24 protein-coding genes and 1 tRNA gene are annotated in these 22,451 nt (G+C 50.3%); 6 read left to right on the forward strand and 19 right to left on the reverse strand.

The window, feature by feature from the left end:
• Positions 1-375: 375 nt before the first annotated feature.
• Entirely contained in the window at positions 376-663 is a 288-nt protein-coding gene (locus Pmgp_RS08620; RefSeq protein ID WP_345789137.1) for an anaerobic C4-dicarboxylate transporter family protein, read from the reverse strand.
• On the opposite strand from Pmgp_RS08620, the gene Pmgp_RS08625 reads away from it, so the two are divergent.
• Positions 657-1,157, forward strand: a complete 501-nt coding sequence (locus tag Pmgp_RS08625; protein ID WP_134213583.1) for a helix-turn-helix domain-containing protein — start codon at positions 657-659, stop codon at positions 1,155-1,157. The two genes, Pmgp_RS08620 and Pmgp_RS08625, sit on opposite strands and share 7 nt — an antisense overlap.
• Before the next feature lie 218 nt (positions 1,158-1,375).
• Here the strand turns inward: Pmgp_RS08625 and saoD are convergent, their stop codons facing one another.
• From saoD to Pmgp_RS08680, 11 genes are all read right to left on the reverse strand, one after another.
• Positions 1,376-1,708 (reverse strand): DsrE-related protein SaoD, encoded by a 333-nt coding sequence (saoD, locus tag Pmgp_RS08630; RefSeq protein ID WP_134213584.1) that lies wholly within the window; start codon positions 1,706-1,708, stop codon positions 1,376-1,378.
• A gap of 82 nt (positions 1,709-1,790) precedes the next feature.
• Complete coding sequence (locus Pmgp_RS08635; protein ID WP_134213585.1) at positions 1,791-2,036, reverse strand: hypothetical protein; 246 nt, start codon at positions 2,034-2,036, stop codon at positions 1,791-1,793.
• Positions 2,024-2,818, reverse strand: coding sequence for an ABC transporter ATP-binding protein SaoA (gene saoA / locus Pmgp_RS08640; protein ID WP_134213586.1), 795 nt, complete (start codon positions 2,816-2,818; stop codon positions 2,024-2,026). The genes Pmgp_RS08635 and saoA overlap by 13 nt, the downstream gene beginning before the upstream one ends.
• Complete coding sequence (saoP, locus tag Pmgp_RS08650) at positions 2,818-3,648, reverse strand: ABC transporter permease subunit SaoP (protein WP_239591051.1); 831 nt, start codon at positions 3,646-3,648, stop codon at positions 2,818-2,820. The genes saoA and saoP overlap by 1 nt, the downstream gene beginning before the upstream one ends.
• The gene (saoB, locus tag Pmgp_RS08655; RefSeq protein ID WP_134213589.1) at positions 3,594-4,403 is read right to left on the reverse strand and encodes an ABC transporter substrate-binding (seleno)protein SaoB; all 810 of its coding nucleotides are present in this window, start codon (positions 4,401-4,403) and stop codon (positions 3,594-3,596) included. Before saoB ends, saoP begins: the two co-directional genes overlap by 55 nt.
• A gap of 8 nt (positions 4,404-4,411) precedes the next feature.
• Complete coding sequence (saoX, locus tag Pmgp_RS08660; RefSeq protein ID WP_134213590.1) at positions 4,412-5,530, reverse strand: ABC transporter substrate-binding subunit SaoX; 1,119 nt, start codon at positions 5,528-5,530, stop codon at positions 4,412-4,414.
• Between the two features lie 47 nt (positions 5,531-5,577).
• Positions 5,578-5,673: transfer RNA gene (locus Pmgp_RS19495), tRNA-Sec, on the reverse strand.
• Between the two features lie 14 nt (positions 5,674-5,687).
• A complete protein-coding gene (saoC, locus tag Pmgp_RS08665; protein WP_153189197.1) occupies positions 5,688-6,176 on the reverse strand; it encodes a Cys-Cys-COOH (seleno)protein SaoC in 489 nt (162 codons plus the stop codon).
• Entirely contained in the window at positions 6,176-7,264 is a 1,089-nt protein-coding gene (gene saoE, locus Pmgp_RS08670) for an efflux transporter SaoE (protein ID WP_134213592.1), read from the reverse strand. The genes saoC and saoE overlap by 1 nt, the downstream gene beginning before the upstream one ends.
• Before the next feature lie 7 nt (positions 7,265-7,271).
• On the reverse strand, positions 7,272-7,526 hold the full coding sequence (gene saoT / locus Pmgp_RS08675; RefSeq protein ID WP_134213593.1) for a thioredoxin-like (seleno)protein SaoT: 255 nt from the start codon (positions 7,524-7,526) through the stop codon (positions 7,272-7,274).
• Between the two features lie 16 nt (positions 7,527-7,542).
• Entirely contained in the window at positions 7,543-9,669 is a 2,127-nt protein-coding gene (locus Pmgp_RS08680; RefSeq protein WP_243119783.1) for a molybdopterin-containing oxidoreductase family protein, read from the reverse strand.
• A 269-nt stretch (positions 9,670-9,938) separates the two neighbouring features.
• Between Pmgp_RS08680 and Pmgp_RS08685 the strand changes: the two genes are divergently transcribed.
• Together Pmgp_RS08685 and Pmgp_RS08690 are read left to right on the forward strand one after the other, a co-directional pair.
• Positions 9,939-11,219 carry a double-cubane-cluster-containing anaerobic reductase gene (locus Pmgp_RS08685; RefSeq protein ID WP_134213595.1) on the forward strand — a complete coding sequence of 427 codons (1,281 nt, stop codon included), beginning with the start codon at positions 9,939-9,941 and terminating at the stop codon, positions 11,217-11,219.
• 611 nt (positions 11,220-11,830) lie between these two features.
• Positions 11,831-13,795, forward strand: coding sequence for an endonuclease MutS2 (locus Pmgp_RS08690; RefSeq protein ID WP_134213596.1), 1,965 nt, complete (start codon positions 11,831-11,833; stop codon positions 13,793-13,795).
• A 104-nt stretch (positions 13,796-13,899) separates the two neighbouring features.
• Here the strand turns inward: Pmgp_RS08690 and Pmgp_RS08695 are convergent, their stop codons facing one another.
• The gene (locus Pmgp_RS08695; protein ID WP_134213597.1) at positions 13,900-14,679 is read right to left on the reverse strand and encodes an acyl-CoA dehydratase activase; all 780 of its coding nucleotides are present in this window, start codon (positions 14,677-14,679) and stop codon (positions 13,900-13,902) included.
• 9 nt (positions 14,680-14,688) lie between these two features.
• Complete coding sequence (locus tag Pmgp_RS08700; RefSeq protein ID WP_134213598.1) at positions 14,689-15,846, reverse strand: double-cubane-cluster-containing anaerobic reductase; 1,158 nt, start codon at positions 15,844-15,846, stop codon at positions 14,689-14,691.
• Between the two features lie 245 nt (positions 15,847-16,091).
• On the opposite strand from Pmgp_RS08700, the gene Pmgp_RS08705 reads away from it, so the two are divergent.
• Entirely contained in the window at positions 16,092-16,361 is a 270-nt protein-coding gene (locus tag Pmgp_RS08705; RefSeq protein WP_134213599.1) for a hypothetical protein, read from the forward strand.
• A 117-nt stretch (positions 16,362-16,478) separates the two neighbouring features.
• Here Pmgp_RS08705 and larE read toward each other — a convergent pair whose 3' ends face one another.
• From larE to Pmgp_RS08725, 4 genes are all read right to left on the reverse strand, one after another.
• The gene (gene larE, locus Pmgp_RS08710; protein ID WP_134213600.1) at positions 16,479-17,297 is read right to left on the reverse strand and encodes an ATP-dependent sacrificial sulfur transferase LarE; all 819 of its coding nucleotides are present in this window, start codon (positions 17,295-17,297) and stop codon (positions 16,479-16,481) included.
• A 339-nt stretch (positions 17,298-17,636) separates the two neighbouring features.
• Positions 17,637-18,449 carry a HesA/MoeB/ThiF family protein gene (locus Pmgp_RS08715; RefSeq protein ID WP_192902857.1) on the reverse strand — a complete coding sequence of 271 codons (813 nt, stop codon included), beginning with the start codon at positions 18,447-18,449 and terminating at the stop codon, positions 17,637-17,639.
• 156 nt (positions 18,450-18,605) lie between these two features.
• The gene (locus tag Pmgp_RS20705) at positions 18,606-18,725 is read right to left on the reverse strand and encodes a sulfurtransferase TusA family protein (RefSeq protein WP_345789135.1); all 120 of its coding nucleotides are present in this window, start codon (positions 18,723-18,725) and stop codon (positions 18,606-18,608) included.
• Positions 18,726-18,916: 191 nt separating this feature from the next.
• Positions 18,917-19,264, reverse strand: coding sequence for a cupin domain-containing protein (locus Pmgp_RS08725; RefSeq protein ID WP_134213602.1), 348 nt, complete (start codon positions 19,262-19,264; stop codon positions 18,917-18,919).
• Positions 19,265-19,447: 183 nt separating this feature from the next.
• On the opposite strand from Pmgp_RS08725, the gene Pmgp_RS08730 reads away from it, so the two are divergent.
• Together Pmgp_RS08730 and Pmgp_RS08735 are read left to right on the forward strand one after the other, a co-directional pair.
• Entirely contained in the window at positions 19,448-19,936 is a 489-nt protein-coding gene (locus Pmgp_RS08730; RefSeq protein ID WP_192902858.1) for a hypothetical protein, read from the forward strand.
• A 39-nt stretch (positions 19,937-19,975) separates the two neighbouring features.
• Entirely contained in the window at positions 19,976-20,737 is a 762-nt protein-coding gene (locus tag Pmgp_RS08735) for a TIGR00266 family protein (protein WP_134213603.1), read from the forward strand.
• A 24-nt stretch (positions 20,738-20,761) separates the two neighbouring features.
• On the opposite strand, the gene pdxR is transcribed toward Pmgp_RS08735, so the two are convergent.
• Positions 20,762-22,285 (reverse strand): MocR-like pyridoxine biosynthesis transcription factor PdxR, encoded by a 1,524-nt coding sequence (gene pdxR, locus Pmgp_RS08740; protein WP_134213604.1) that lies wholly within the window; start codon positions 22,283-22,285, stop codon positions 20,762-20,764.
• Positions 22,286-22,451: the final 166 nt, after the last annotated feature.

A 22,451-nucleotide genomic window follows, 5' to 3' on the forward strand; every position in this document is an offset into this window, starting at 1 on the left:
TCTCCTCGTATAATGGATTTAGAACCACCGGACAACCATAATTCCAATTAAGGAAAGTCCTACCGTTTGTCATTGCGAGCGTTAAGCGAAGCAATCTCCGGCTCTTACCCCCGCTTTATACTGTGAGATCGCCACGTCGCTTTCGCTCCTCGCGATGACAGAACGGTCTTTGCAAACCGACTTTCCGAAATTACTCTTTATAGATAGTAATTGAGACAATTATACATTAAAAAATAAATCTTCATCAAAAAACAAACAAGTTGTTACCACGACCTCTAATCAGAAAGTGAAGCCGCGGGAAAAATATTTTTATGGGAAAAGCGCCTGAGGCTCCATAATTTAGAGGGATTCAGGCGCCTTTCTATCAGGGTTGTCTCATTTCTGCCAACAGTTACGGGCTTTCCATTTTTTTGATTTATTGGTCTTATTTAAAAGAGCTTGGCCAATCCATATCCTACGGCTAGTGAAACAACTGTTGTTATCAGCCCCGGCATCATATAACTGTGATTTAAGACATACTTTCCTATCTTCTTCCGGATCTTGATCAAGGTCTTTGCCCATTCTGCTCGCATAAATCGCGCCGGCAATTACTCCTATTAAGGTAGCCGGCACACAAACTAGAATAATACTCATCAGGTTAATCTGCCGAACAGATCTTGGGATTAGATAAAAATCTTATAATAGGTCAATCAATAAATGGTATATTCCCTTATACATACATCTTAAATGAAATCATTTCCGGGAAGAATTTTACATCAAAAGAAATCACTTGCCAGATAGGCAAAAAGAAGCACCGCATAATTTGCACCGCAAAACCGATACTAACTGATCATTTATTAACAGGTATTGTATTATCCTTTATTAGGTTATCCGACGCCAAAACTATGAATAAAGACTTTTCCGAAAGTCAACAAGAGTACGCAATTAATATGGAAGATGATAATTACATTAAAATAGATAATCTCCCAGAATATTTGCGGATAAAATACTCAGATAAAAAAATCATTTCAACACCTCTGGAAGAATATGAAAAAGAACTTATTGCCACAACCCTGGAGAGGTATGGCAATACCTTAAGAGGCAAGGAAATGACGGCAGTCTTTTTAGGTTGGAGTATGGCTACTTTATATAGGAAAATAAAGAAATATGGTCTATAAAATACATGTATTTTCTTAAACCAAATCTTTTTATTTCTCAATTTTGCGAATAAGATTTTTAAACTTATCGCTTTTGAGAAATTTAGATATGCCCACGAGCCACATAAAAAGCAGGATCATTAAAGATCCTGTTTTTTTATTTTAAAACTGTATCGATTCTGACATGTCGGCAAACACCATGTTGTCACAAGAGTTTCTCAATCAACAACCACAGAATTTTACAGTGTGATTACCTGGTCCACCCCAACACCGCCCAGCGCGGCGTAGAGCTGCGGGAAGCAGCCGATCTGCGCGCCTGGGATCAGTTTTTCCTCGATACCGCGCTCGATGGCGCACTGGTCGCAGGCCATGAGCAGCATCCCGTTCATTTCCTGGATCTGGCGCAGCCTGTCCCCCATTTCGGTGCCGTCCAGCAGGAAAAAGGTGTTGTCCATAAAGAAGAACATCCCCGCCACATCTACACCGTGTGTGCCTTTTTCCAACTGGGGAATGATCATGGTGTTCAGGATTTTTTGTGAAGTGGTCGAACTGAAAACATAGGCTATTTTCATTATTAAAGTCCTCCTTCAATTATTTTAAGTTAATTTAAAAAGCATCCTGGCTACTATGAGCGCTTCTTGTCCATCTTTCTGACTATGGATCTGTATCCAGACGCCGCAGCGCGGCTGCCTGTTTTAAGCTGCTGATGCTGACCGGCCCGCCTTTTGTTATAATCTGGTCCAGCAAATGAAGCCTTAACAGCCGTTCTTCCCCGGTTAACCTGGAGGAGATGCTGTCAATGACTAGCCTTTCAGCTGGATAGTTTTTGAATTCAACTTTTTCTAATACTCCTGCTAATATCGCCACGTTATTATCTCTCCCTTCTCTCAGGCCAGGCACAGCTTTCTCTCCGTCTCCGCCGTCTCGGCCCGCCTGCCCATGGCGGTCCTGAGGGCTTCGACCAGGTGCTCCTTGTGTTTATGATACTCCGTACCCTGGCGGTCACGGGGCCGGGGCAGCCTGACAGGCATGTCTTCCACTATTTTTCCTTCATGAGCTGACATGACTATCACCCTGTCGCTGAGGAAAATAGCTTCATCGACATCATGGGTCACCATCACCACAGTGGTCTTGTCTTTCAGCCAGAGCGACTCCAGATCTTCCTGCAAAGACTGCCTCATCTGCATATCCACCGCTCCCAGAGGTTCGTCCATCAGCAGCACTTCCGGCCTGCCGGCCAGAGCACGGATAAAGGCGACCCTCTGCTTCATGCCCCCGGACAGCTGGTGCGGAAAGAGCTTTTCCTTGCCCTCCAGCTGGGCCATGGCCAGCAGTTCCGCCAGGTGTTTTTCCCGTTCTTTGCCAGGCACCTTGCGCTGTTTCATCGGGTAGAGGATGTTGTCCCTGACCGTCATCCAGGGAAAGAGCGCGTAGTTCTGAAAAACAAAACCCCTGTCCGGCCCCGGCCTGGCTACCTGCCGCCCGTTGATCAGGACTGTTCCGCCGGAGGCGGCCTGAAACCCGGCGATGATCGTCAGCAGGGTGGTCTTGCCGCAGCCGGACGGACCCAGCAGGGTCACAAACTGGCCTTCACGCACGGTAAAGTTCAAGTCTTTAAGGACTGTCTGGACATTGTTTTCATTATTAAAACTCTTAGAGATATTTTCCACTCTCAGTTCCATTACTGGATATACCTCCATTTGGTCAGAGACCTGTTAAAAAACTGCAAAATACGGTCTATGCCATACCCGATCAGGGCGGCTATAATCATCAGGGCAACCAGCTTGCCTGTCTGCATCCTTGTTTGAGCTTCCACCATAGAGTAGCCGAAGCCGGCACTCGTCGCGATAAATTCCGCTCAGATAACCGACATCCAACCCAGCCCGACGGCAACCCTGCCGCCAATCAGGATGTCCGGCAGCGAAGCGGGCACAATGATGTGGGCGAAAATGCTCCAAGGCCCGGCCCCCATGCTGCGGGCCGCATTGTAATAATCTCTGGAGATATTCTGTACTCCGGCCACGGTATTGAGCACAATGGGGAAAACCCCTGCAAAAGCGATTAGAAATATTGTCGGACCATCGCCTAGGCCGAACCAGACTATGGTCAGCGGCACCCAGGCCATGATCGGGATCTGCCTGAGTGAATCGATTAAGGGGTCAAACAACTGCAGGGCCGTCTTTGAGTAGCCCATCAGAAACCCCAAAGGCACGCCTATCATCAAAGCGTAGAGAAAACCCGTCAGAACCCTTTTTAAAGTTATCATCAGGTTCTTAACAACCTCCGGATCCTGTACGACAGAGGTGAAGGTAACCATCGTTTTCCAGGGAGACGGCATCATAAATTCACTGTGGTAATGGTTGGCGGCTAATTGCCAGACACCAAAAACAAACGCGATGGTAATCAAACGATACAACAACTGTTTTTGACCAAAGGCTCCCATGACTTTTTCACGCATTAACCGCGTATTCCTGGAGTTGTAAAAACGTGCCTTATCCCCAACCGGTTCCATTGTTCCACCTCCTCACGTGTAAATTCGATATTTTTATATTTCATGATTTCTTCTAACAGCGCATCAGGTTTGTTTAACTCTTCAACCGACACCCGAAACAAGCTTATGAATTCATGGTAACGGGAATCTTTCTTAAAACTTTTATTCACAACCAGCACGTAGGTGATATGTCCGTCAGGCACAGCCGGCGCGGGTATTTTCTCGCCGGCCATGGTAAACCCCCTCAGGGCGTCCACGACCACTCCGTCAACCGCGTTTTTCTCATAAGCGTAGGGGATGGCCGCCGGCAGCATGGGAGCCGTTGCGACATCCGGGCCAAATACACCGGCGGCGATTTGCTCCTGGTGAGAGCGGTTCTGGGCCACCCCGATTTTTTGAGGTACAACTCCCGGCCGGACTACCACAATGTCCGAATTGACCAGGCACGGGCTGACGATTTCAAACCGCCCGTCCTTTTCCAGCAGGCTTGCGGCCGCATCGGGACACATAACCGCAAGGTCGAGCAAATCGCTGCTTAAAGCCCACTGGGAAGTGCTGGCGCAGCAGTCCTTAACCGGATAAATTTCAAAGTCTCCCTGCGTCTCTGCGTCACCGTACCCCTTTTCGTTAATCAGGTAGTGTATAATCATGCCGCCTGTGTCGTCAGGAGCGCCGATTTTTACCTTCCCGTTGTTTTCTTCCCGCTGCGGGAAGGCTGAGAATGCAACCAGAAACAACAAGACTGAAGCCACTAGGACGGCAAATACCTTTTTCATAAGTACTTTTAAGCCTTTTTCCCTTCCAGTTCGTAAGCTTTTTTCTTCCACTCCTCATAAGGCATGCCTACCGGGAAGACCGGGTCCACCTTTTCTTTAATGAAGGTGTCAAAATTATCCGCCCCGCATCCTTCAAGCAGCTTGGTGTCAATAAATTGATCCAGCGTCGGGGCTGTTTCCAGAGTTTTTAAACCCAGTATATAATCAACTTCATCCTGAAAATTTTTAGGGTTGACTTTCCAGGTCAGGGTCCTTCCTTCATCAACCGTCTTCTTATAAATAGTCATCAGCGCCACTTCCTGGGGTACATAATAGTTCGCCGCGAATATTTCAGACGACCGGACAGGGTGGGTGTAGACGTATTCGATAGCCTTCGTGTGAGCCAACAGCATCTTTGCAGCTATCTCGGGGTGGTCTTTGGCAAAGTTGCGATTCATGGAATAGACACAGCAAGAGCCCCAATCACCTGTGGGCAGTTTCCCTACTGCCTTAACAATGTGTCCGGACTTGTCGTATTCAGCCATTGACCCCCATGGGTCGCAGCAGAGGTAGCCGTCGAGTTGACCTGCCTTCACGGCAAAAAATTCGTCTTTGTCAGCCATATCAAAGTTTTGATAACTTTTCTCATCAAACGGTATGCCGATATCATTGGCCATACGGACCCAGTAAGAGTCGGTCACATCACCAATAGCCACTTTCTTGCCGACCAACCCTTTGGCGTCCTTGATCTCATTTGAAGCCACCAGGTAGAAGGAACCTCCCAGGTGGTTGTTGGCGGCCACAAAAATCGGCGAGCCTTTTTGGAAAGCCCGGATTAACCCTTCTGTACCTATGTAGCCCACATCCATCTTGCCGGCGGCCATGGCCTCGGGGACCTTGCCGTTGCCGGTCACGTTCACTTTAAGGCCCAGTTGGTCGAATATTCCCGCGTCCTTGGCTATGCAGGCGGCGGTCATGTGGTCACAGTTGTAATAGCCCAGGTTGACGATGTAGTCCTTGTCTTTTTCCGGAATGCCCGCCGTTGTGTTTTGAGCCGTCTGCTTTTTACCTCCGCCGCAGCCTGCCAGCATGATCAGCGAAATAATTAATAATACAGAAAGCGGCAGAGCACGTTTAATTTTTGTCATGGTTTATTCCATCCTCTCTAAACCGGTATCTTTTGTAAAATAAAGCCTGGTGAGGAGAAGTCGGATTCGAACACGACTCCCGCCTGCCTGACAGGCGGACAAACGGGTTTGAAGCCCGCGGGGGACCATCCCCATTTCTCCTCGAATTTAATAAAACCTAGCAGCAGTCTTTCATCCCTTCCCCAAATAAATCTTCCAAGCTGGTTCCTTCCACACGGTAGATTGCGTAACCGACGTTGGCTCCTTTCATGCCCTGGACGATAAACTCCAGGGGTGGCTTATTGTCAATATCTTTAAAAGTAATCATCTGGTTGGACACCGGTGCCGGCACTTCATTTGTGCACTGGCATTCACCGGTGCCGCCCAGCACCACCAGCATGCTGTTTTTCTCTTCGCTCTCCCTATAAATCACCACCAAATCTTCAATATTGTCGCCGTTAAGGTCGGCGCTAGCGCATTTTATCACCTCTTTGCCCTCATGGGTCAAAGCAAAAAAACTGAGACAAGGGGACGGTTCTCCTGTCGCACTTACTCTGCTTGTATCACTTTGCTCTCCTTTGTTAACTGACATTTTGCCGCAGCCGGCCGCCGCTGCCCCGGCAAGCAGACACATCAGCAAAACGCAGATCAGCCAGCGGCGGGACATCAGGCGGCCCTGACCCTGGCCAGCGCCTTTTTAAATCCCGGCCACAGGGCGTACAGACCAAGCAGCAGGACAACCGCTGTACATAAATAGCGCAGGGGCTCCGGCGCAGCAAAGATAATATTATTAGCAAGGCCGACTGTCTGGCGGGTTTTGCTCAGGTCAAAAAATGGTGTGAAACCAGGCAGCAGCATTATATTGGTGATATATCCCACTAAAAAAGAGGTGCTGATTAATACAGAAGTGTAAATCAGAACTGTCCTCCGGCCAATTAATTTGTACATGCTGATCAGCTCAGGCAGGTTGGTGGCCGCGCCGGTCATCAGAAAGGTTATGGCCAGACCCGGCGCCGCCCCGCTGGCTATTAGAGCAGCGATAAACGGGATATGTCCCACCGCGCAAACGTACATGATCGCGCCCAGGATAGCGATGCCGGCGACAGAAATCATGCCCGGGTTGCCCAGGTACTGCTGGATAAAGGCCGGGGGCGCCAGAACAATAATCAGCCCTGCCAGCAGCATACCCACGCAAACGTATTTGCTCACGGAAACCCCCATATCGAGGAAGCCCCACTGCAGACCCGCCTGCAGCTTTTGGGACAGGCCGGCCTGCTCCCCGGATTCCATTTCGGCCAGAACCACGGGCACCTCAGAACCGGGAGCGTGGATCTCAGGCCCGGCAAGCTTGTTGGCAATGACACCGATCAGCATCGGAACAACAAACCCGGTCAACAGGTAGATAGTGGCGATCTGCGGCCCCAGGAACCCGTAAGCTAGCAGGACGGCCGCCGGGTTGATGATTGGGGTGGCCGTCATAAAGGCCAGGGTCGGCCCCAGGAAGGCGCCGGAATAGTACAGGCCAAGGCCGAGCGGAATCACCCCGCAGCTGCAGATAGGAAGAAGCATCCCGGAAACCGTGGCTTTGGCCAGCGCCGGGATACTCCGGTTGCCCAGCATGCGCTGCAGCCTGTCCGGGCTGATCAAATTGTGCATCAGCCCCGCCAGAACAAAGCTTATGATCAGCCACACCGAAGCGCCGTTGAGGATGTCCAGGGCGGTCAGGATGACTTTCTGCAACAACTCCAGGATCAAAATACCATCATCCCCTCAGCGCTTCTTCCATAGCTTTTTCAATTATTGTCTTTGACAGGTTGTCAATTTTCTTCCTGCCGTCTATGATCATGGTCCCTTTTGTCACCATGCCGTACTTCTTCAGGTAGTCGAAATCCTTGCCAGCGTAGTAAATCTTCACTTCCACGTCGTTACCGTATTTGGCGGCCGCGTTTTTTATGGTATGCACATGTTCATCACAGCAGGGGCAGGTGTTGATAAACTCCACTTTAACCTTTGGCACTGTAATCCCCCCTTCCTCAAGCTTTTTCAATCTGGCACAAAAGGGCCTTGAACACGGGAAATCCTGAAACAGGGTCCCTGTTGCTGAAGTCCGCTAAATCATTCACGTTGGCCAGGCGCCAGGCCTCGACCTGGGTCGGGTTCCCGCCGCCCATGTTAACCTCTGTCTGGCCCGGTAAAACTTTTTCAGTCACATCAGCGTAAAAGAAAACCCGTCCTCTCCTGGTGCTTACCGCAACCCTGTCCCCGCTGCTGATGCCCCGCTCCGCCGCGTCAACCGGGTTGATCAAAGCCTGCGGCTTTTCCTGCAGCTTGACCAGTCCGGGCACGTTCAGGTGCTGGGAGCGGAAGGTTGACTGAATCCGGGCGCCCGTGTTCATTACCAGAGGAAACTCCCTGCAGAGTTCAGGGTTTTGCAGGGGGCCTTCCGCCGGCTCGGTGTAGACAGGCAGCGCGTCATAGCCATGTTTGGCCATCAGGCTGGAAGTAATCTCCATTTTGCCTGAAGGGGTCGGGAAGCCGGGTTCACGGTCTTTCCTCAAAAGGCCCAATTCATATTTTTTATAACGCCGCTCCGGATATGGGAGCTTAACCCCGTCAGGGCTGTTTTTTAAAGCTTCAAGCAGCCCGGGGTTCCCGGCAAAAGCCTTTTCAATAACCTCTTCCTCACTTTGCGGGTAGAGGTGGCCGTAACCCAGCCTGTTGGCCAGTTCAGCCATAATTAAAAAACAATTCTTCGACTGGCCCACAGGTTTTATTACTTGTCTCCTGAGTCGTACGTAACCAGGGTAGCGCTGGTAGGAATTGATCTCATAATAAGTGGCCGACGGCAGCACCACATCGGCAAACAGCGCGTCCCGGGTCATCACAAGGTCAATTACCATCATAAAATCCAGGCTGCGGTAGGCCTCTTCAAAGATTGCAGGCTGCGGGTAAGATGTCAGAGTGGAGGACCCGTTGATCAGCAAACCCTTTACCGGGTAAGGTTTTCCTTCCAGGACCGCCCTGGGGAATTCCATGTAGTGGGCGCTCCTGGTCAGTTCATAAAACAGCGGGTATTTATCAGCGCCGATGGGCAGCACCCCCGCCGGCGCCTCTATTTTCTCGCGTTGCGCAGGACTGGCAGGCGGGGCGGACAAGCATAAACCGCCCGGCACGTCCAGGTTGCCAGTCAGCGCCCACAGGATATAGAGCGCCCTGATGTTCTGCACGCCGCTGTTGGTGTATTCAAGGCCGGTGTAAGTGCGCAGGCTGACTCCCTCTGTGTTGGCTATTTCCCTGGCCAGCGCCGTCACGGTCGCTGCCGGCACCCGGGTGATGCTCTCAACCTTTGCCGGGGTGAAATTCCTCACATAATCGCTGAGCTCCGCAAAGCCCAGCGTCCAGTTTTCCACAAAATCACGGTTGTACAGCTGCTCATTGATTACCACATTGAGCAGGCCCAAAATCAGAGCGCCGTCCGTACCCGAGCGCACGCCCACCCACTGGTCGGCTCGCCCGGCTATATCGGAGCGCATCTGGTCCACAGCTATGACTCTGGTTTTTTTGCGCTGCGCCCTGGCTATCCTTTTAAAGAAAATTGGCGGGGAATCGGTGACCGGGTTAGTACCCCATACAACGATCAGGTTGCTGTTTTCCAGGTCCGGGGTCAGCCAGGCTCCGGGCAGGCCGAAGTTGGCCATGGGCGCCAGGATGCCGTATGAAACAAAGCACAAAGAACCGGTGCTGGCAATATTCGGTGAGCCGAACGGCAGCAGCAGGTTGTTGGCCACTGAATCGCGTGAGTTGCAGAATTCCACCAGCGACTGTTCGAAGGCGCCCCGCCCGGAGTGGCTGAGTAAGGCCTGCGGGCCGTATTTCGCCTTGATCTCGTTCATTTTTTGCGCCGTCAGGTCCAGCGCTTCATCCCAGGACGCAATACGGAACTTCCCCTCGCCGCGCTCTCCTGTGCGGATCAGCGGCGTTTGCAGGCGGTGCGGCGAGTACACTATCTCAGGCGCGTACCTACCCCTGACACACAAATTCGCGTAAGGCGCCCCTTGCAGCGGCTCAGCTTTCACCAGCCTGCCGTCTTCGAGCGTAACTTCCACCGCGCAGCCGCCGGGGCATATGCCACAAATTGCAGGCTTTTTTTCAACAACCAATCCAACTTCCCCCAAAACTTAACATTACTGTTAATTAATCCACTATTATCACAGGATAATTGAGTGTTTTCTCCCTTTATCTAAACGTTTCCTTTATATCTATCATTTGATTATTTTATTGACATAAGATAGGTCATAAAAACAATGAATTGTTAAAATAAAGGACTATTTATCTCAAACATAAAAGTCTTATATAACAACAGAAAAGTTCCAGTATGATAGTTCGTTATATGAGCCGATTTAAAATTACGTACAGAGGGAGTGTTGATATGGCTAAAGATTACCGTCAGATGTGGGAATCCATCGGTGTAGACCTGGAGGCGCACGATAAGCTTTTGAATGTTTTGCCGCCCACTTACGGGCAGGTTTACATGAGCCAGGAAAACCGGCCGGAGGGTATGGAGTATTTCGACTTTGTAATCAGTGAAGTGCACGGCCTGCGCATACAGGAACTGCAGGAACACAAGGCGGCCGGCGGCAAGGTGATCGGCGCTTTTTGCGTCTTCGTGCCCGAGGAGATTGTCCGCGCGGCAGGCGGGATCTGTGTCGGGTTGTGCTCGGGAGTTGAAATCGGCGCGGCCAAGGCGGAAAAAGTGCTGCCCAGAAACATCTGCCCGCTGATCAAGTCTTTCATGGGGTTCAAGCTTGGCAAGGTCTGCCCCTATTTCGAGTCCTGCGACATGGTCGTGGGCGAAACAACCTGCGACGGCAAAAAGAAAGCTTTTGAGATTTTAAACGACTATGTGCCCGTACACATGATGGAAACACCCCAAATGAAACGTGAAAAAGACAAGCAGTTATGGCGGAGCGAGGTGCAGGATTTCTTAGTTAAAGTGGAGGAATTCACAGGCAGCAAGGTCACGGACACATCGCTGCGGCAATCAATTAAGGATATCAACGGCAAGCGCAGGGCGCTGCTGCGCCTTTCCGAACTGCGCAAGAACATCCCTACGCCAATCAGCGGCAAGGACTGCCTCTTGATCGAACAAATCGCTATGTATGATGATGTGCCCAGGTTTACCGCGCAGCTGAACGCGCTTTGCGACGAGCTTGAAGTCAGGGTGAAGGAAGGAAAGGGGTTTGCTGAACCCGCCGCGCCAAGGATTATCGTTACCGGCACGCCGATGGCCCTACCGAACTGGAAGATACCTCACATTATCGAAACCAGCGGCGCCGTGATCGTGGCCGAGGAACTGTGCACCGGCCTTCGCTATTTTGAAAACCTGGTGCCGGAGGAAGCTGAAAACACCGGACAAATGGTTGAAGATATCGCCAGCCGCTATCTAAATATCAACTGCGCCTGCTTCACACCCAACGAAGGCCGGATGGAAAAACTGGTGAACCTGGCCAAAGAATACAAAGCAGACGGGATTATTCACTGCTCCCTGGCTTTCTGCGACCCCTATCTGGTGGAAGCCAACCGGGTTGAGAACATACTGAAAGAAAACGACATACCTATGTTAAAGATTGAAACCGATTACGGGCAGGAGGATTCCGGTCAGATCAAAACACGGGTCGAAGCCTTCCTGGAAATGATCGATAAGAAATAGGACGGAACCGAACTTAATAAAACCTGGCTCAAAAACACCTTCATTTCTGGTAGAAACGGAGGTGTTTTTTAGAGGGAGGAGATAGGTGTTTTTGCTATATGAATAAAAAACATAGCTGTCAATAAACAAAAACAATAATTTTCCTGGTCTCTTATGTTTATTTTTATCACTATATATTACTTATTGCTATTATAATAGTTATTTAATGCTACGTCAAGTTATGTTATGTAATTTTATGTCCTGCCCTCAACTAACCCTGATCAACCACCAAAACGTATTGACTTCCGGCTTTGAACAAACTAGAATAAGAATATCCACAAAACAGGGGAATGAGTTTGTGTCTGAGGTTGTTTTAAATTAACCAAATCTAATATGATCGTCCGCAACGGGCCGGCGTTTTATGGCGCGGCTTAATTGGTTTGCAACGCGGGCTGGTTAATTGAGAACACCGTATAGTCTGCTCATCTTCCGTAAATAAAAGCATTGTGCTGTACCGTGCTCAAAAGCACGGTTTTCTAATGTATTTTCGCGGCAAGTTGCGCTGATTGAGGCTGTGATTGAACGCAGGGTGTTCATCACAGCCTGTCTATTTTTGGGGAGGTATCCGCCTGATGAACGAATATACAATGAAAATATTGGAATACGACAAACTAAAGGAAAACTTAAAACAGTACGCCATTTCCGAACCGGCTAAAAACATGCTCGACAAACTTCAGCCGTCTGTTAATATAACCGAAATTGAGCGGTGGTTGCTTGAGACTACTGAAGCCAGGCGCATTATTGATATAAATGCCAGCGTCCCGCTAACCGCAATGGAGAAGATTGGCGAGGTAATGGCCAAGACAGGGAAAGGGTTTGCCCTTACAACAGATGAACTAACAGCGGTCAAAGAACTGCTGGCAAGCGTCAGGAAGCTCAGAAGGTTCATGCGCCAGATGCAGGAGGTCTCACCAGTCGTGGCTTCATATGCATTATCCATGTCGGAACTGCCCCACCTGCATGATGAAATCGACAGGTGCATAGTCAGCGGGAGAGTAGATGACAGGGCCACACCGGAGCTGAACAGGCTGAGAAAAAAGATTGCCGTCGCCGATGAGAGAATAAAACAAAAGCTGAACAGCATTTTGTCTTCTCCTTCTTTGGCTGGGGTTATTCAGGAAGCAGTAGTCACCGTGCGGAACGGTCGGTACGTGATCCCCGTAAAGAGAGAATATAAGAAAAGCTTCGCGGGAAATGTGCTTGACCTTTCAGCAAGCGGTTCCACCCTGTTCATTGAGCCGGCGGCCATCGCCAGGCTCCAGGAAGAGCTCAACATATTGAAAATGGAAGAGGAAAAGGAAGTCTTCCGGATCCTGTCCTGCCTGACAGAAATTGTAGAAGCCTGCATCAGAGAGATATCGATCAATGTGGAGGCTTTTATCCAGTATGATTTCATTTTTGCCAAGGCGAAATACAGCAAATCCCTTGATTGCTTTCCGGTAAAACTGAATGAGCGCAATAAGATCATAATAAAAGGCGGCAGGCATCCTCTCATCGGCAATAACGCTGTGCCGCTGGATTTTCAGATTGGAGAAGGCTACAGTACCCTGGTTATTACCGGGCCTAATACCGGAGGGAAAACGGTGGCCTTGAAAACGGTGGGACTGCTCACATTGATGGCTCAGTCCGGCCTGCACGTGCCTGTCCAGGAAGGAAGCGAGTTAGCCGTTTTCGACCGTGTCCTTGCGGACATCGGTGACGGCCAAAGCATTGAGCAGTCCCTGAGCACCTTTTCATCCCATGTAAAAAATATATCTGCCATCATTGAATATTCCAACTCCCGCTCCCTGGTGCTGATGGACGAACTGGGAGCGGGCACCGATCCGGGTGAAGGCATGGGGTTCGCCGTCGCGGTGCTGGAAGAGGTCTTCAGCAGGGGCGCTACTATCGTGGCTACAACCCATATCAGCGAAATCAAAGAATTTGCGGCTAAGAACGAGGGGTTCAAAAACGGCCGCATGGAGTTCGATATCGATTCCCTCAAGCCCCTGTACCAACTGACCATAGGCCGGCCGGGAGAAAGCAACGCATTCCTGATCGCTTTGAGACTCGGGGTGCGTCGGCGGATTATTGAACGCGCACATGAGATAACATACGGGGATAAGAAAGATTACTCCTGCGAAGTGACGCTCCGGCCACAACCTCAGGTTGGTGAAGATACAGCAGCCATACAAGCAGATCCGCCGGCTATTAAAGCAACCGCAGCCAAAGCTGGCGGAAACCGGACAGATAAGACGCAAAAAACTGCTGTAAGCACCTTCGTTAAAGGAGACTGCGTATTCATCAGCAGTATGAACCGTACAGGAATCGTTTATGAGCCTGAAAACGGCAGGGGCGAAGTAGTGGTAATGGTAATGAAAAAGAAATATAAAATCAGCCACAAGAGGCTCTCCCTCCATGTGGCGGCCAAGGACCTTTACCCCGAAGACTACGACCTGGATATAGTCTTCGAAAGCAAGGAAAACAGGAAAAAGCGCAAGCTCATGAGCAAGCGGCACGTGGAGGGTTTGATTATTGAGACCAAGGAGCAAGAATAGGTAGTGGAATTTAAAGCAGGTGTCAGGGGGACGGGGTTGTTGACAACCCACTGGTTATCAACAACCCCGTCCCCCTGACAATCGCGTAGGTTATTAACATCCCCTTACTTTTCTTTACGAACCGGTTTTTCCCGTGCCAGGAGGGCGGCGCCAAGGGCGCCGGCAAGCTGGGAGCGAAGATCCACAATAATTTCCCGCCCCAGTTCCCTGGACAGAGCTTCCCTTACCCCCTCGTTTTTGGCCACACCGCCGGTAAAGATAATCTGCTCTCCCTTGCCCAGACGCTCTGCCATAGCTGCTACCCTACTGGCCACGGAGCGGTGGATGCCTGCGATAATCCTCCCTTTAGCCACACCCTGCGCCAGCAGGCTGATCACTTCCGACTCGGCGAAAACAGTACACATGCTGCTGATCGCCACAGGCTCGGCGCCGCGTGCTTTGTCAGCCAACTCACTGACGTCAGAGCCGAGGGCGGCGGCGATTACCTCCAAAAACCGGCCCGTTCCGGCGGCGCACTTGTCGTTCATGGCGAAGTTAACGACACTGCCCCGCCCGTCCGTAAGTATTACCTTGCTGTCCTGGCCACCGATATCGATAACCATATCGGCCCCTGCCAGCAGATGATGCGCTCCCCTGGCGTGGCAGGTAATTTCAGTCACAGCCTTATCAATAAAAGGCAGGGATATCCTGCCGTAACCGGTCCCGATCACGCATGATATATCGTCTTGCGACAGCCCGGCCTGGCCCAGCAGTTCCTCAAAAGCCTCATGGCCGGCCTGCCGGGGGCTGCACCCGGTCGGCCTGACCACATACCGCCAGCCCCTGCCATTAAGCAGCACAACTTTAGTGGTAACAGAACCGACGTCGATTCCCACAGTGAACATTTTTAATAATCAACTCCCGCTGAGCATTTCGATGAAGGCTGAAATCCTTGTTTTTAGCTGTTCAATGTCCGATGTGGAGTAATCGGTCTCCAGCTGGATGTAGGGAAGCCCGAAGTCTCCCTTGACATAGCGGCGGACCAGCTCTCCTTCAACGATATAAGTATGGCAGGCCTGCCAGGTAAGGTCTACCACTCCGTCTACCTGGTAGTCAACGATGAGTTTGCCGAGAAGATCCAGCCGCCCCTTGTTCGGCGTCATACATGAGCAGGGTATCTGCAGGTACCTTTCAGCAATAGCTTGCATCGGGTCTCTTCCCTCATCTTCGTCTACCAGGTATTCTAGAGTTTTGATACCGCTGCAGCTTTCAAAGCAAACCACACTGCCGCCGCATTCCTCCAGCAGGCGCACCACTTTTTCCGAGCCGATGCCAACCGGGCAGCCGGTTAACAGAATACGGGGCGTGCCTTTGGCAAAGGGGGAAATCCCCTTTTCAGCATTTTTTCTGACTTCTTCAGCAAGCTGGTTGATCAGTACGGTACCTTCTTCCTTATCAACATTAAAACCTTTGACAAAGATAGTGGTGAGCATATCCAGGCCGGTCATGGGGGCAGGGTCGGTCCTGTTCAGTTCGTGCAGGTTTTTTAAAGCTGTCCGCTCCCTGTTGCACACCTTGATGGCAGCTCTCAGGTCTTCCTGGCCGATTGTTACACCCAGGAACTCCTCCAGCCGCTCTTTGAGCAAATAAAGCTCCTCCAGCCACCACTGCAGGACGCCGCTACGGTTGGTGCCCTGCGGCAGGTGCAGCACATGCATAGGTTTAATCTGTCCGAGCAGCTCAAACATCTTCTTTTTGCCGTCACAGGTCGTTTCAGCAATTATAAAATCAGAAGCCCGGAAGTAAGGGCAGGTGTCGGTTAAGGCAAAACCGAAACTTGACTTGATCAGCGGGCAGAGATTGCGCGGCAGAACCTTTTCAGCAGCGGCGACAGGCTCATGTCTGGTGCCGCAAAGTCCGACCGGCAGGGCTCCGGCTGCCAGTACCAGTTCCATGGGGGAATAGGCACAGAACAAGCCGACAACCTTCAAGCCGTTATCTTTGGCGTTCTGAACGCTGAACGCATTGTCATTACGCATATTTTCAAAAATCTTCATCATCTGTGGGCGCATGGTGATCATCCTCCGATCTTGAATCTAACATCACCTACCCTTTCACTATATGCATATATATTTCCTCTATAATTTTAATAGAATATTTTTATCTATTATTACGCAGAAATAACAATGCTTTATATTACAACACTAAGTATACGAACAACAGTTAAGAGCCGCCATAAATTTCTTTTAAAAAGATAACTACCCGGGAAGGAAAATAATTCCATTCAGCGAATTACTCCTTCCAGAGGTGTTTCTTAATGTATGAAAGTGCTCTTTTCAGTATGATCAGCGGCTTGACAGGTGTAGCATTGGGCGGGGTAATCACCTGGGTGGTGTCAAAACACTTCTATATAAAAGCCAGCATTGACCTGGAAAGACAGACCAAAATATTAATTGAACTAAATGAAATTATCGCTGGATTCCTGGAAAGCCAGGATATCAAAGGGCTTTCCATCAGCCGCGGCAAAGACGGCCTGCTGTCAGGCATAATTTATCAAATTCCACGCCAACAAAGTCAGGGGGACTAACCCCTGGCTAGTTTGAAGAAAGAGTCGTCCATGGTGTTATCTATATTTGTCGACAGGCCAGGGAAAATAAACCATGGCTTTTTTCTGTGCAATACTAATAATCCCCTGTATGAAAACTTACTCTGCGCTGTTCAAATTCAAGGTTTCGTTCATGCTCCCCATGCGGTAGCCGCGCAGGTCAAGTGTAATATATTTATACCCGATATCCCTGATGCGTTTTTCAATCTCAGTACTGTTTTCTATTACCAGCGGGATATAATCCGGCGGCACTTCGATCCTGGCCAGGCTGCCGTGATGCCTTACCCTTACCAGCGGCACTCCCGCCTGCCTGATCACCTCTTCCGCCGCACTAACCTGTCTCAGTCCCTCTATAGTAATCTTTGTTCCGTAAGGAAAGCGCGAGGCCAAACAGGGGTTGGCCGGCTTGTCGGCTGTGGGCAGCCCTAATTCTCTTGACAGCGCGCGTATTTCCTCTTTGGTCAAACCCACGTCTTTCAACAGACTGCGCACACCCAGTTCCTCCCCGGCCCGGATACCGGGACGGTAGTCGCTCAGGTCGTCAGCGTTAACTCCGTCTACTACTACTTTAATACCCCTTGCACGGGCTATCTCCAAGATCTCTCCGTATTCATTCTTCTTACAGTGGTAACAGCGGTCAGGCGGGTTGCCGGCAAATACCGGGTTGTCCAGGTCCCGGTTTTCAACCAGCAGGTGCTCACAGCCTATGGACCGGGCCAGCTGAACAGCTTCCTCCGTCTCACCCGGCGGGTATATCTCTCCTGTAATGGTTACCGCCACCGCTTTTTCTTTAAGCGCCTCAACCGCCGCTTTAAGCAAAAACGTGCTGTCAACGCCGCCTGAAAATGCGACGATTACACTCCCGCATTGCTGCAAAATTTGTTTCAATTGATCGTATTTTTGTTCCAGGTCGTTCATTTTTTAATATGACACCTCTTAAAAAACTAAATGAACACTGGCTTCTATAAGTACCATGCAATGTTAATTTATGATAATATGGAACCAAAACCAGGAGTTGGTATTATGCAAAGAATATTACTCTGGGGATCTATCCTCCTCATTCTCATAGAAGCGTCCACCTACGGTGTTTCAATTTATCTGAAATATCACCTGCCGGGTGGCGCTGGTTTAAGTGACAGTATGCTCTACACCCTCATTTACACTTACAGGAGACTCCCCATTGTTATAGTGCTTTTGTTATTTTTCGCGTATACCTGTAAACCCGGGAAATAAATTTAACTGGCAGCGGAAACATGGTTATTCTCCGTGCTGTAAGTTACATCCCGGCTGCTGAGAATCCTTTAATTCCGTTATGCTGGGGTTGTCGCCACAAACGGGGCAGCCGGGGTTTCTCTTCACCTCGATTTCATCGAACCGCAGTGACAGTGCGTCATAGGTCAACAGACGGCCCACCAGCAAATCTCCCAGCCCCAGCAAATATTTCAAAACTTCTGTCGCCTGAATAACCCCTATGGTGCCCGGCAGCACACCCAGCACACCTGCCTCGGCGCAGGTGGGCGCGGCGCCTGGCACAGGGGGTTCGCCGAAAATACAGCGGTAACAAGGCCCCTGCCCAGGTATGATCGTCAGCGCCTGCCCGAAAAACCTGAGGACACCTCCATGGAAGAAAGGCTTCCCAAGCATGACACAGGCGTCGTTAATCAGAAAACGTGTAGTGAAATTGTCTGTCCCGTCCACCACGGCGTCGTACTCTTTGATAATCTCCAGCGCGTTGCCCGCCGTCAGCCTTTCACGTCGTGGGATCACACGGCAGTCGGGATTCAACGCTGTCAGCTTATCCCTGGCCGAATCAGCCTTGGCCTTGCCGAGATCTCCGGTGGTGTGCAGGATCTGCCGCTGCAAATTGCTTAAATCCACCACATCGTCATCAATTATACAAATAGTCCCCACTCCGGCGGCCGCCAGGTAATAAGCGACAGGAGAGCCCAGTCCCCCGGCGCCCACGATTAAAACCCTGCCTTCACATATTTTTTTCTGGCCTTTTGAGCCTACTTCACCAATTATGATATGCCTGCTGTATCTAGCAATTTGATCTTCGCTGAACTTCAAAATTTCTGCCTCCCTTAATGATGACATAACCGGTCAACCGCCTTTATTCCCCTCTTACCAGTATCCTGTACCTGTCACCGGATTTTTCAATTAAAATAACCTTATGGCCTTCATTGGTTAGACTTTTAGGCACATTCTGGAGCGGCTCTCCCTCATTTAAAAAACCTCCAGAATATCTCCGACCTGCATGTCCTCAAGTCTGAGCAGGGTTTTAGCAAAGGTTACAGGGCAAACGACATCTGTAATATCCAGTGTGTCACTGATTCTTATGCTCACCGGTGAACATACGCCTTTAATATATATAAAACCAATCATTATACTTATATATTTAAAGTCTACCCAACCACCTATCTGCTGTCAACAGTTTCCGGCAGGGTGGCTGTCAACATATAGTTTCACGGATCTGCTTGAAAACAAAACCCGCCAGCCATAGACGGGTTATCGGCAATTTTTATTGTTAATTTATATTACTTGTCCCCCTCTTCGGGAACGATACAGATAAAAACAAGGTCCTGATCGCTGCTGCTGGCAAACTGGTGCTCCGCGTTGGACGGTACATACGCTATGGAGCCTGCTTCTAGGGTGTTGTCTTTTCCCTCAATGAACAGCACACCGCTGCCTTCCAGGATGTAGTTGATATGCGGCCAGGGGTGAGCATGTCGCGGGGAGCATCCCCTGTCTCGCAAAGTAATAAGCCGCATCACCCATCCTTCCCAGCCTTCCCCGGGACCGATCAAGGACTTTTTGAAGGCGTTAACCACACCTGGGCCTACGAATTTAATCTCTTCTATATCTTTAACGCTGCCTACAAACACAAAAACCCCTCCGCTACAATTATATTTATAACACTTATTCTAGACCTGAAATAAAGTACCTTCCTTAAGAACAGGATTCTTTAAAAAGGCATGGTGTCAGGGGGACGGGGTTGTTGACAACTCTTAATAGAATTTTAGCAAATGACAGATATTAAACCAGGCAGACTTTCGGCAGGTGATAAAATGGGCGGTTCTGGTTATGATGAAATATTTAAAAGGCTTGTAAAATCGGGCTACCGCGGGGATATGCCTGAGGAGATTAAAAAAATAAAAAAAGAGGGCAATGAAGTCACCGGAGAATACGTGCGTTACGCTTCCGGCGCAGGAGACCCGAACAGGGTAGTTTTTAAGGTCAGGGACTGCCCGCCTGACTGCGGCGATGATAAAAGGAAAAACTGCGAGGCCTCCTGCCTCTTCGGCGCTATTGTCAGAGACATGGAGGGCAACGTGGTTATCAAGCAGAACAACTGCGCGGGCTGCGGTGAGTGCGCGGAGGTCTGCAGGGAATATTCCCTGGTTGATAAAAAAGAGTTCGTTCCGCTGATTGAACTTTTAAAAGACCGCACCGTGCCTGTTTTTGTGATAATAAATCACTGGTTCTTACAGGGAAGTATGTTTTTTAAACCCGGATTCCGGCAGGAAATTATCGCAAATAATAGAAGCAAATACTGAGGTTGTTTTGTTCATTATTATCTAAAGGGGGCTTTTAATATGGCGCATGAGATTGATTACAAAATTTTTGGCGACGACATGCAGATGGTCGAGATCGAACTTGACCCCGGTGAAGGTGTCCGGGCGGAAGCAGGGATGATGATGTACATGGAGGAAGGCATTGAAATGCAGACTGCCGCCGGCGGTATGTTCAAAGGGCTCAAGCGAATGCTGATGGGTGAGAGCTTTTTTATCACTTCCTTCTTAAACCGCGCTTCTAAAAAAGTCCGGCTTGCCTTTTCAGCGCCCTACCCCGGGAAAATAATACCTCTTGATTTGCGCAGGCTTGGCGGTAACTTTATGTGTCAAAAGGACGCCTTTCTTTGTGCCGCCGAGGGGATAGACATTGAGATTGCCTTTACTAAAAAAATCGGCGCCGGGCTCTTTGGGGGCGAGGGTTTTATTTTAGAGCGCCTTACCGGTGACGGGATGGCTTTTGTTCATTCAGGCGGCACTATTGTCGAAAAGAATTTGCAGCCAGGCGAGAGTTTGCGGGTTGACACCGGATGTCTGGTTGCCTTTGCGCCTTCGGTTGACTATGATATCCAGTTTATCGGCGGGTTTAAAAACGCCCTTTTTGGTGGTGAGGGGCTGTTCCTGGCCAGGCTGACCGGACCGGGGCTGGTTTACTTACAGAGCCTCCCGTTTTCCCGCCTGGCCGACCGGATTGTGGCCGCTTCCCGCTATCAGAGGCGCGATGAGCAGAGAGGCATAGCCGGTATCGGCGGCGGCATTCTGGGAGGAATACTCAGTGGTGACTAACACGAGTATCTCTAAAATTTTGGTTTAAAACAGCTGCCCCAAATCCTGTCTTTGGCGTGCCGCCTCGTCTAGGCCATGCCCTGTGTTAATCATCTTGCTAAGAACCGTGCAGAATCTGCGTATACCTTCCCGGATTATTGTTTCGGAGCAGCGGCTGAAGCTTAGCCGCAGCCGGTCCGTTCCGCCGGCGTTGGCGCAGAACACATCCCCGGGTACAAAGGTAACTTTTTTTTCAACCGCTCGGGAAAGCAGGGCTCCGGCGTGAACTCCTTCCGGCAGGCTGCACCAGATGTGGAAACCGCCGGCGGGACGGCTCCAACACAGGCCGGGGGGAGCGAATTCCTCCAGGGACGCCAGCATGGCGTCCCTTCTTTTACGGTACTCTTCCCTTACCATCGCCAGGTGCGCTTGCAGCAATCCCGCACGGCAAAATTCATTGACTACCGACTGTGCCAGTGTGTTGCAGTGCAGATCGTCCAGCTGTTTTGCCATCAGCAGCTGCCGGGCCAGGTCGGACGGCGCAGCCAACCAACCCAGGCGCAGGCCGGGGGAAATCACCTTTGAGAAAGTGCTGAGGTAGATCACGTGGTCGCTGGTATCCAGAGACTTCAGGGAGGGAAGGAACCCTCCTTCATAGTGAAGCTCACTGTAGGGGTCATCCTCTAAAACAGGAACATGGAAGCGGTAAGCCAGTCTTAAAAGCTCCCGGCGCCGGGCAAGGCTCATAGCGATACCGGACGGGTTTTGATAAGTAGGCTGGGTATATATAAATTTGGGGCGATAGCGGGCAAGAACCTGCTCCAAAACATCCACCTGAAGGCCTTCCTCGTCCATTGGCACACTGAATATACGCGCCCCGGCCGCGGCGAAAACCTGGATAGCCCCCATATATGTATGCTCCTCGATCACTACCGCGTCACCCGGCTCAATAAAAACCTTGGCGGCCAAATCCAATCCCTGCTGGGAGCCCGAGAGTATTATGATATTCTCCGGCCCGGCCTGAATAGCCCGCTTAGCCATGTATCCGGCCAGGTACTCCCGGAGAGGGTAATGGCCGGCGGTGGGTCCATGCTCGAAAAGCGCACTTCCTTCTTTATTCATAAGCCCGGAAATTATCGAGCTAAAATATTCCACTGGGTGGAATTCCTGGGCAGGCACGCCTAAAGCGAAAGATATGGTATCCTCCCTGGCGACCATATCCAGGATATTACTAATAAATGGGTTGTTCATCCTGCCCGCCCGGCTGCTGTAAAAATTTCTCCAGACTGGGGGCAGGGTCAGGTATAACTCTTCCCCCGCCTCTCCACCGGGTATAAAGTTTACCATGGTTCCCCTGCCCACATGAGACTCGATTAACCCGTCAGCTTCCAGCTCGCGGTAGGCGTTCACCACTGTACTGCGGTTTACACCCAGGGCGGCGGCCAATTTCCTCTCCGGCGGCAGCCGGTAACCGGGCTGCAGGCTGTGGGACAGGATCAGCTGCCGGATCTGGTTTTTTATTTGCAGGTACAGTGGAGTACGGCTTTCCCGGTCTACATTTACTTGCACTGCGACTTCCCCCTGCCGGAAAAAATATTAATGCGATCTTCCTAACCCGGACAAGCCGGAACCAATAGGATTTATTAAACCCATGTCGAAATACTGTGCAATCATAACAGCGACATAGGGGAACGTACAATGTTACTTACCGAACGTTACAAAGACAAGATTGAAG

Origin of the sequence: Pelotomaculum propionicicum (genome assembly GCF_004369225.1) — a bacterium.
In the GTDB taxonomy this organism is placed as follows: Bacteria; Bacillota; Desulfotomaculia; order Desulfotomaculales; family Pelotomaculaceae; genus Pelotomaculum_B; species Pelotomaculum_B propionicicum.

Coding starts and splice junctions, on each gene's coding strand:
- saoA (WP_134213586.1), bottom strand. CDS start 2,818: ATGGAACTGAGAGTGGAAAATATCTCTAAGAGTTTTAATAATGAAAAC.
- Pmgp_RS08730 (WP_192902858.1), top strand. CDS start 19,448: ATGGGCGGTTCTGGTTATGATGAAATATTTAAAAGGCTTGTAAAATCG.
- Pmgp_RS08735 (WP_134213603.1), top strand. CDS start 19,976: ATGGCGCATGAGATTGATTACAAAATTTTTGGCGACGACATGCAGATG.
- saoB (WP_134213589.1), bottom strand. CDS start 4,403: ATGAAAAAGGTATTTGCCGTCCTAGTGGCTTCAGTCTTGTTGTTTCTG.
- saoD (WP_134213584.1), bottom strand. CDS start 1,708: ATGAAAATAGCCTATGTTTTCAGTTCGACCACTTCACAAAAAATCCTG.
- Pmgp_RS08695 (WP_134213597.1), bottom strand. CDS start 14,679: ATGTTCACTGTGGGAATCGACGTCGGTTCTGTTACCACTAAAGTTGTG.
- saoC (WP_153189197.1), bottom strand. CDS start 6,176: ATGTCCCGCCGCTGGCTGATCTGCGTTTTGCTGATGTGTCTGCTTGCC.
- Pmgp_RS08700 (WP_134213598.1), bottom strand. CDS start 15,846: ATGCGCCCACAGATGATGAAGATTTTTGAAAATATGCGTAATGACAAT.
- saoX (WP_134213590.1), bottom strand. CDS start 5,530: ATGACAAAAATTAAACGTGCTCTGCCGCTTTCTGTATTATTAATTATT.
- Pmgp_RS08690 (WP_134213596.1), top strand. CDS start 11,831: ATGAACGAATATACAATGAAAATATTGGAATACGACAAACTAAAGGAA.
- larE (WP_134213600.1), bottom strand. CDS start 17,297: ATGAACGACCTGGAACAAAAATACGATCAATTGAAACAAATTTTGCAG.
- Pmgp_RS08685 (WP_134213595.1), top strand. CDS start 9,939: ATGGCTAAAGATTACCGTCAGATGTGGGAATCCATCGGTGTAGACCTG.
- Pmgp_RS08705 (WP_134213599.1), top strand. CDS start 16,092: ATGTATGAAAGTGCTCTTTTCAGTATGATCAGCGGCTTGACAGGTGTA.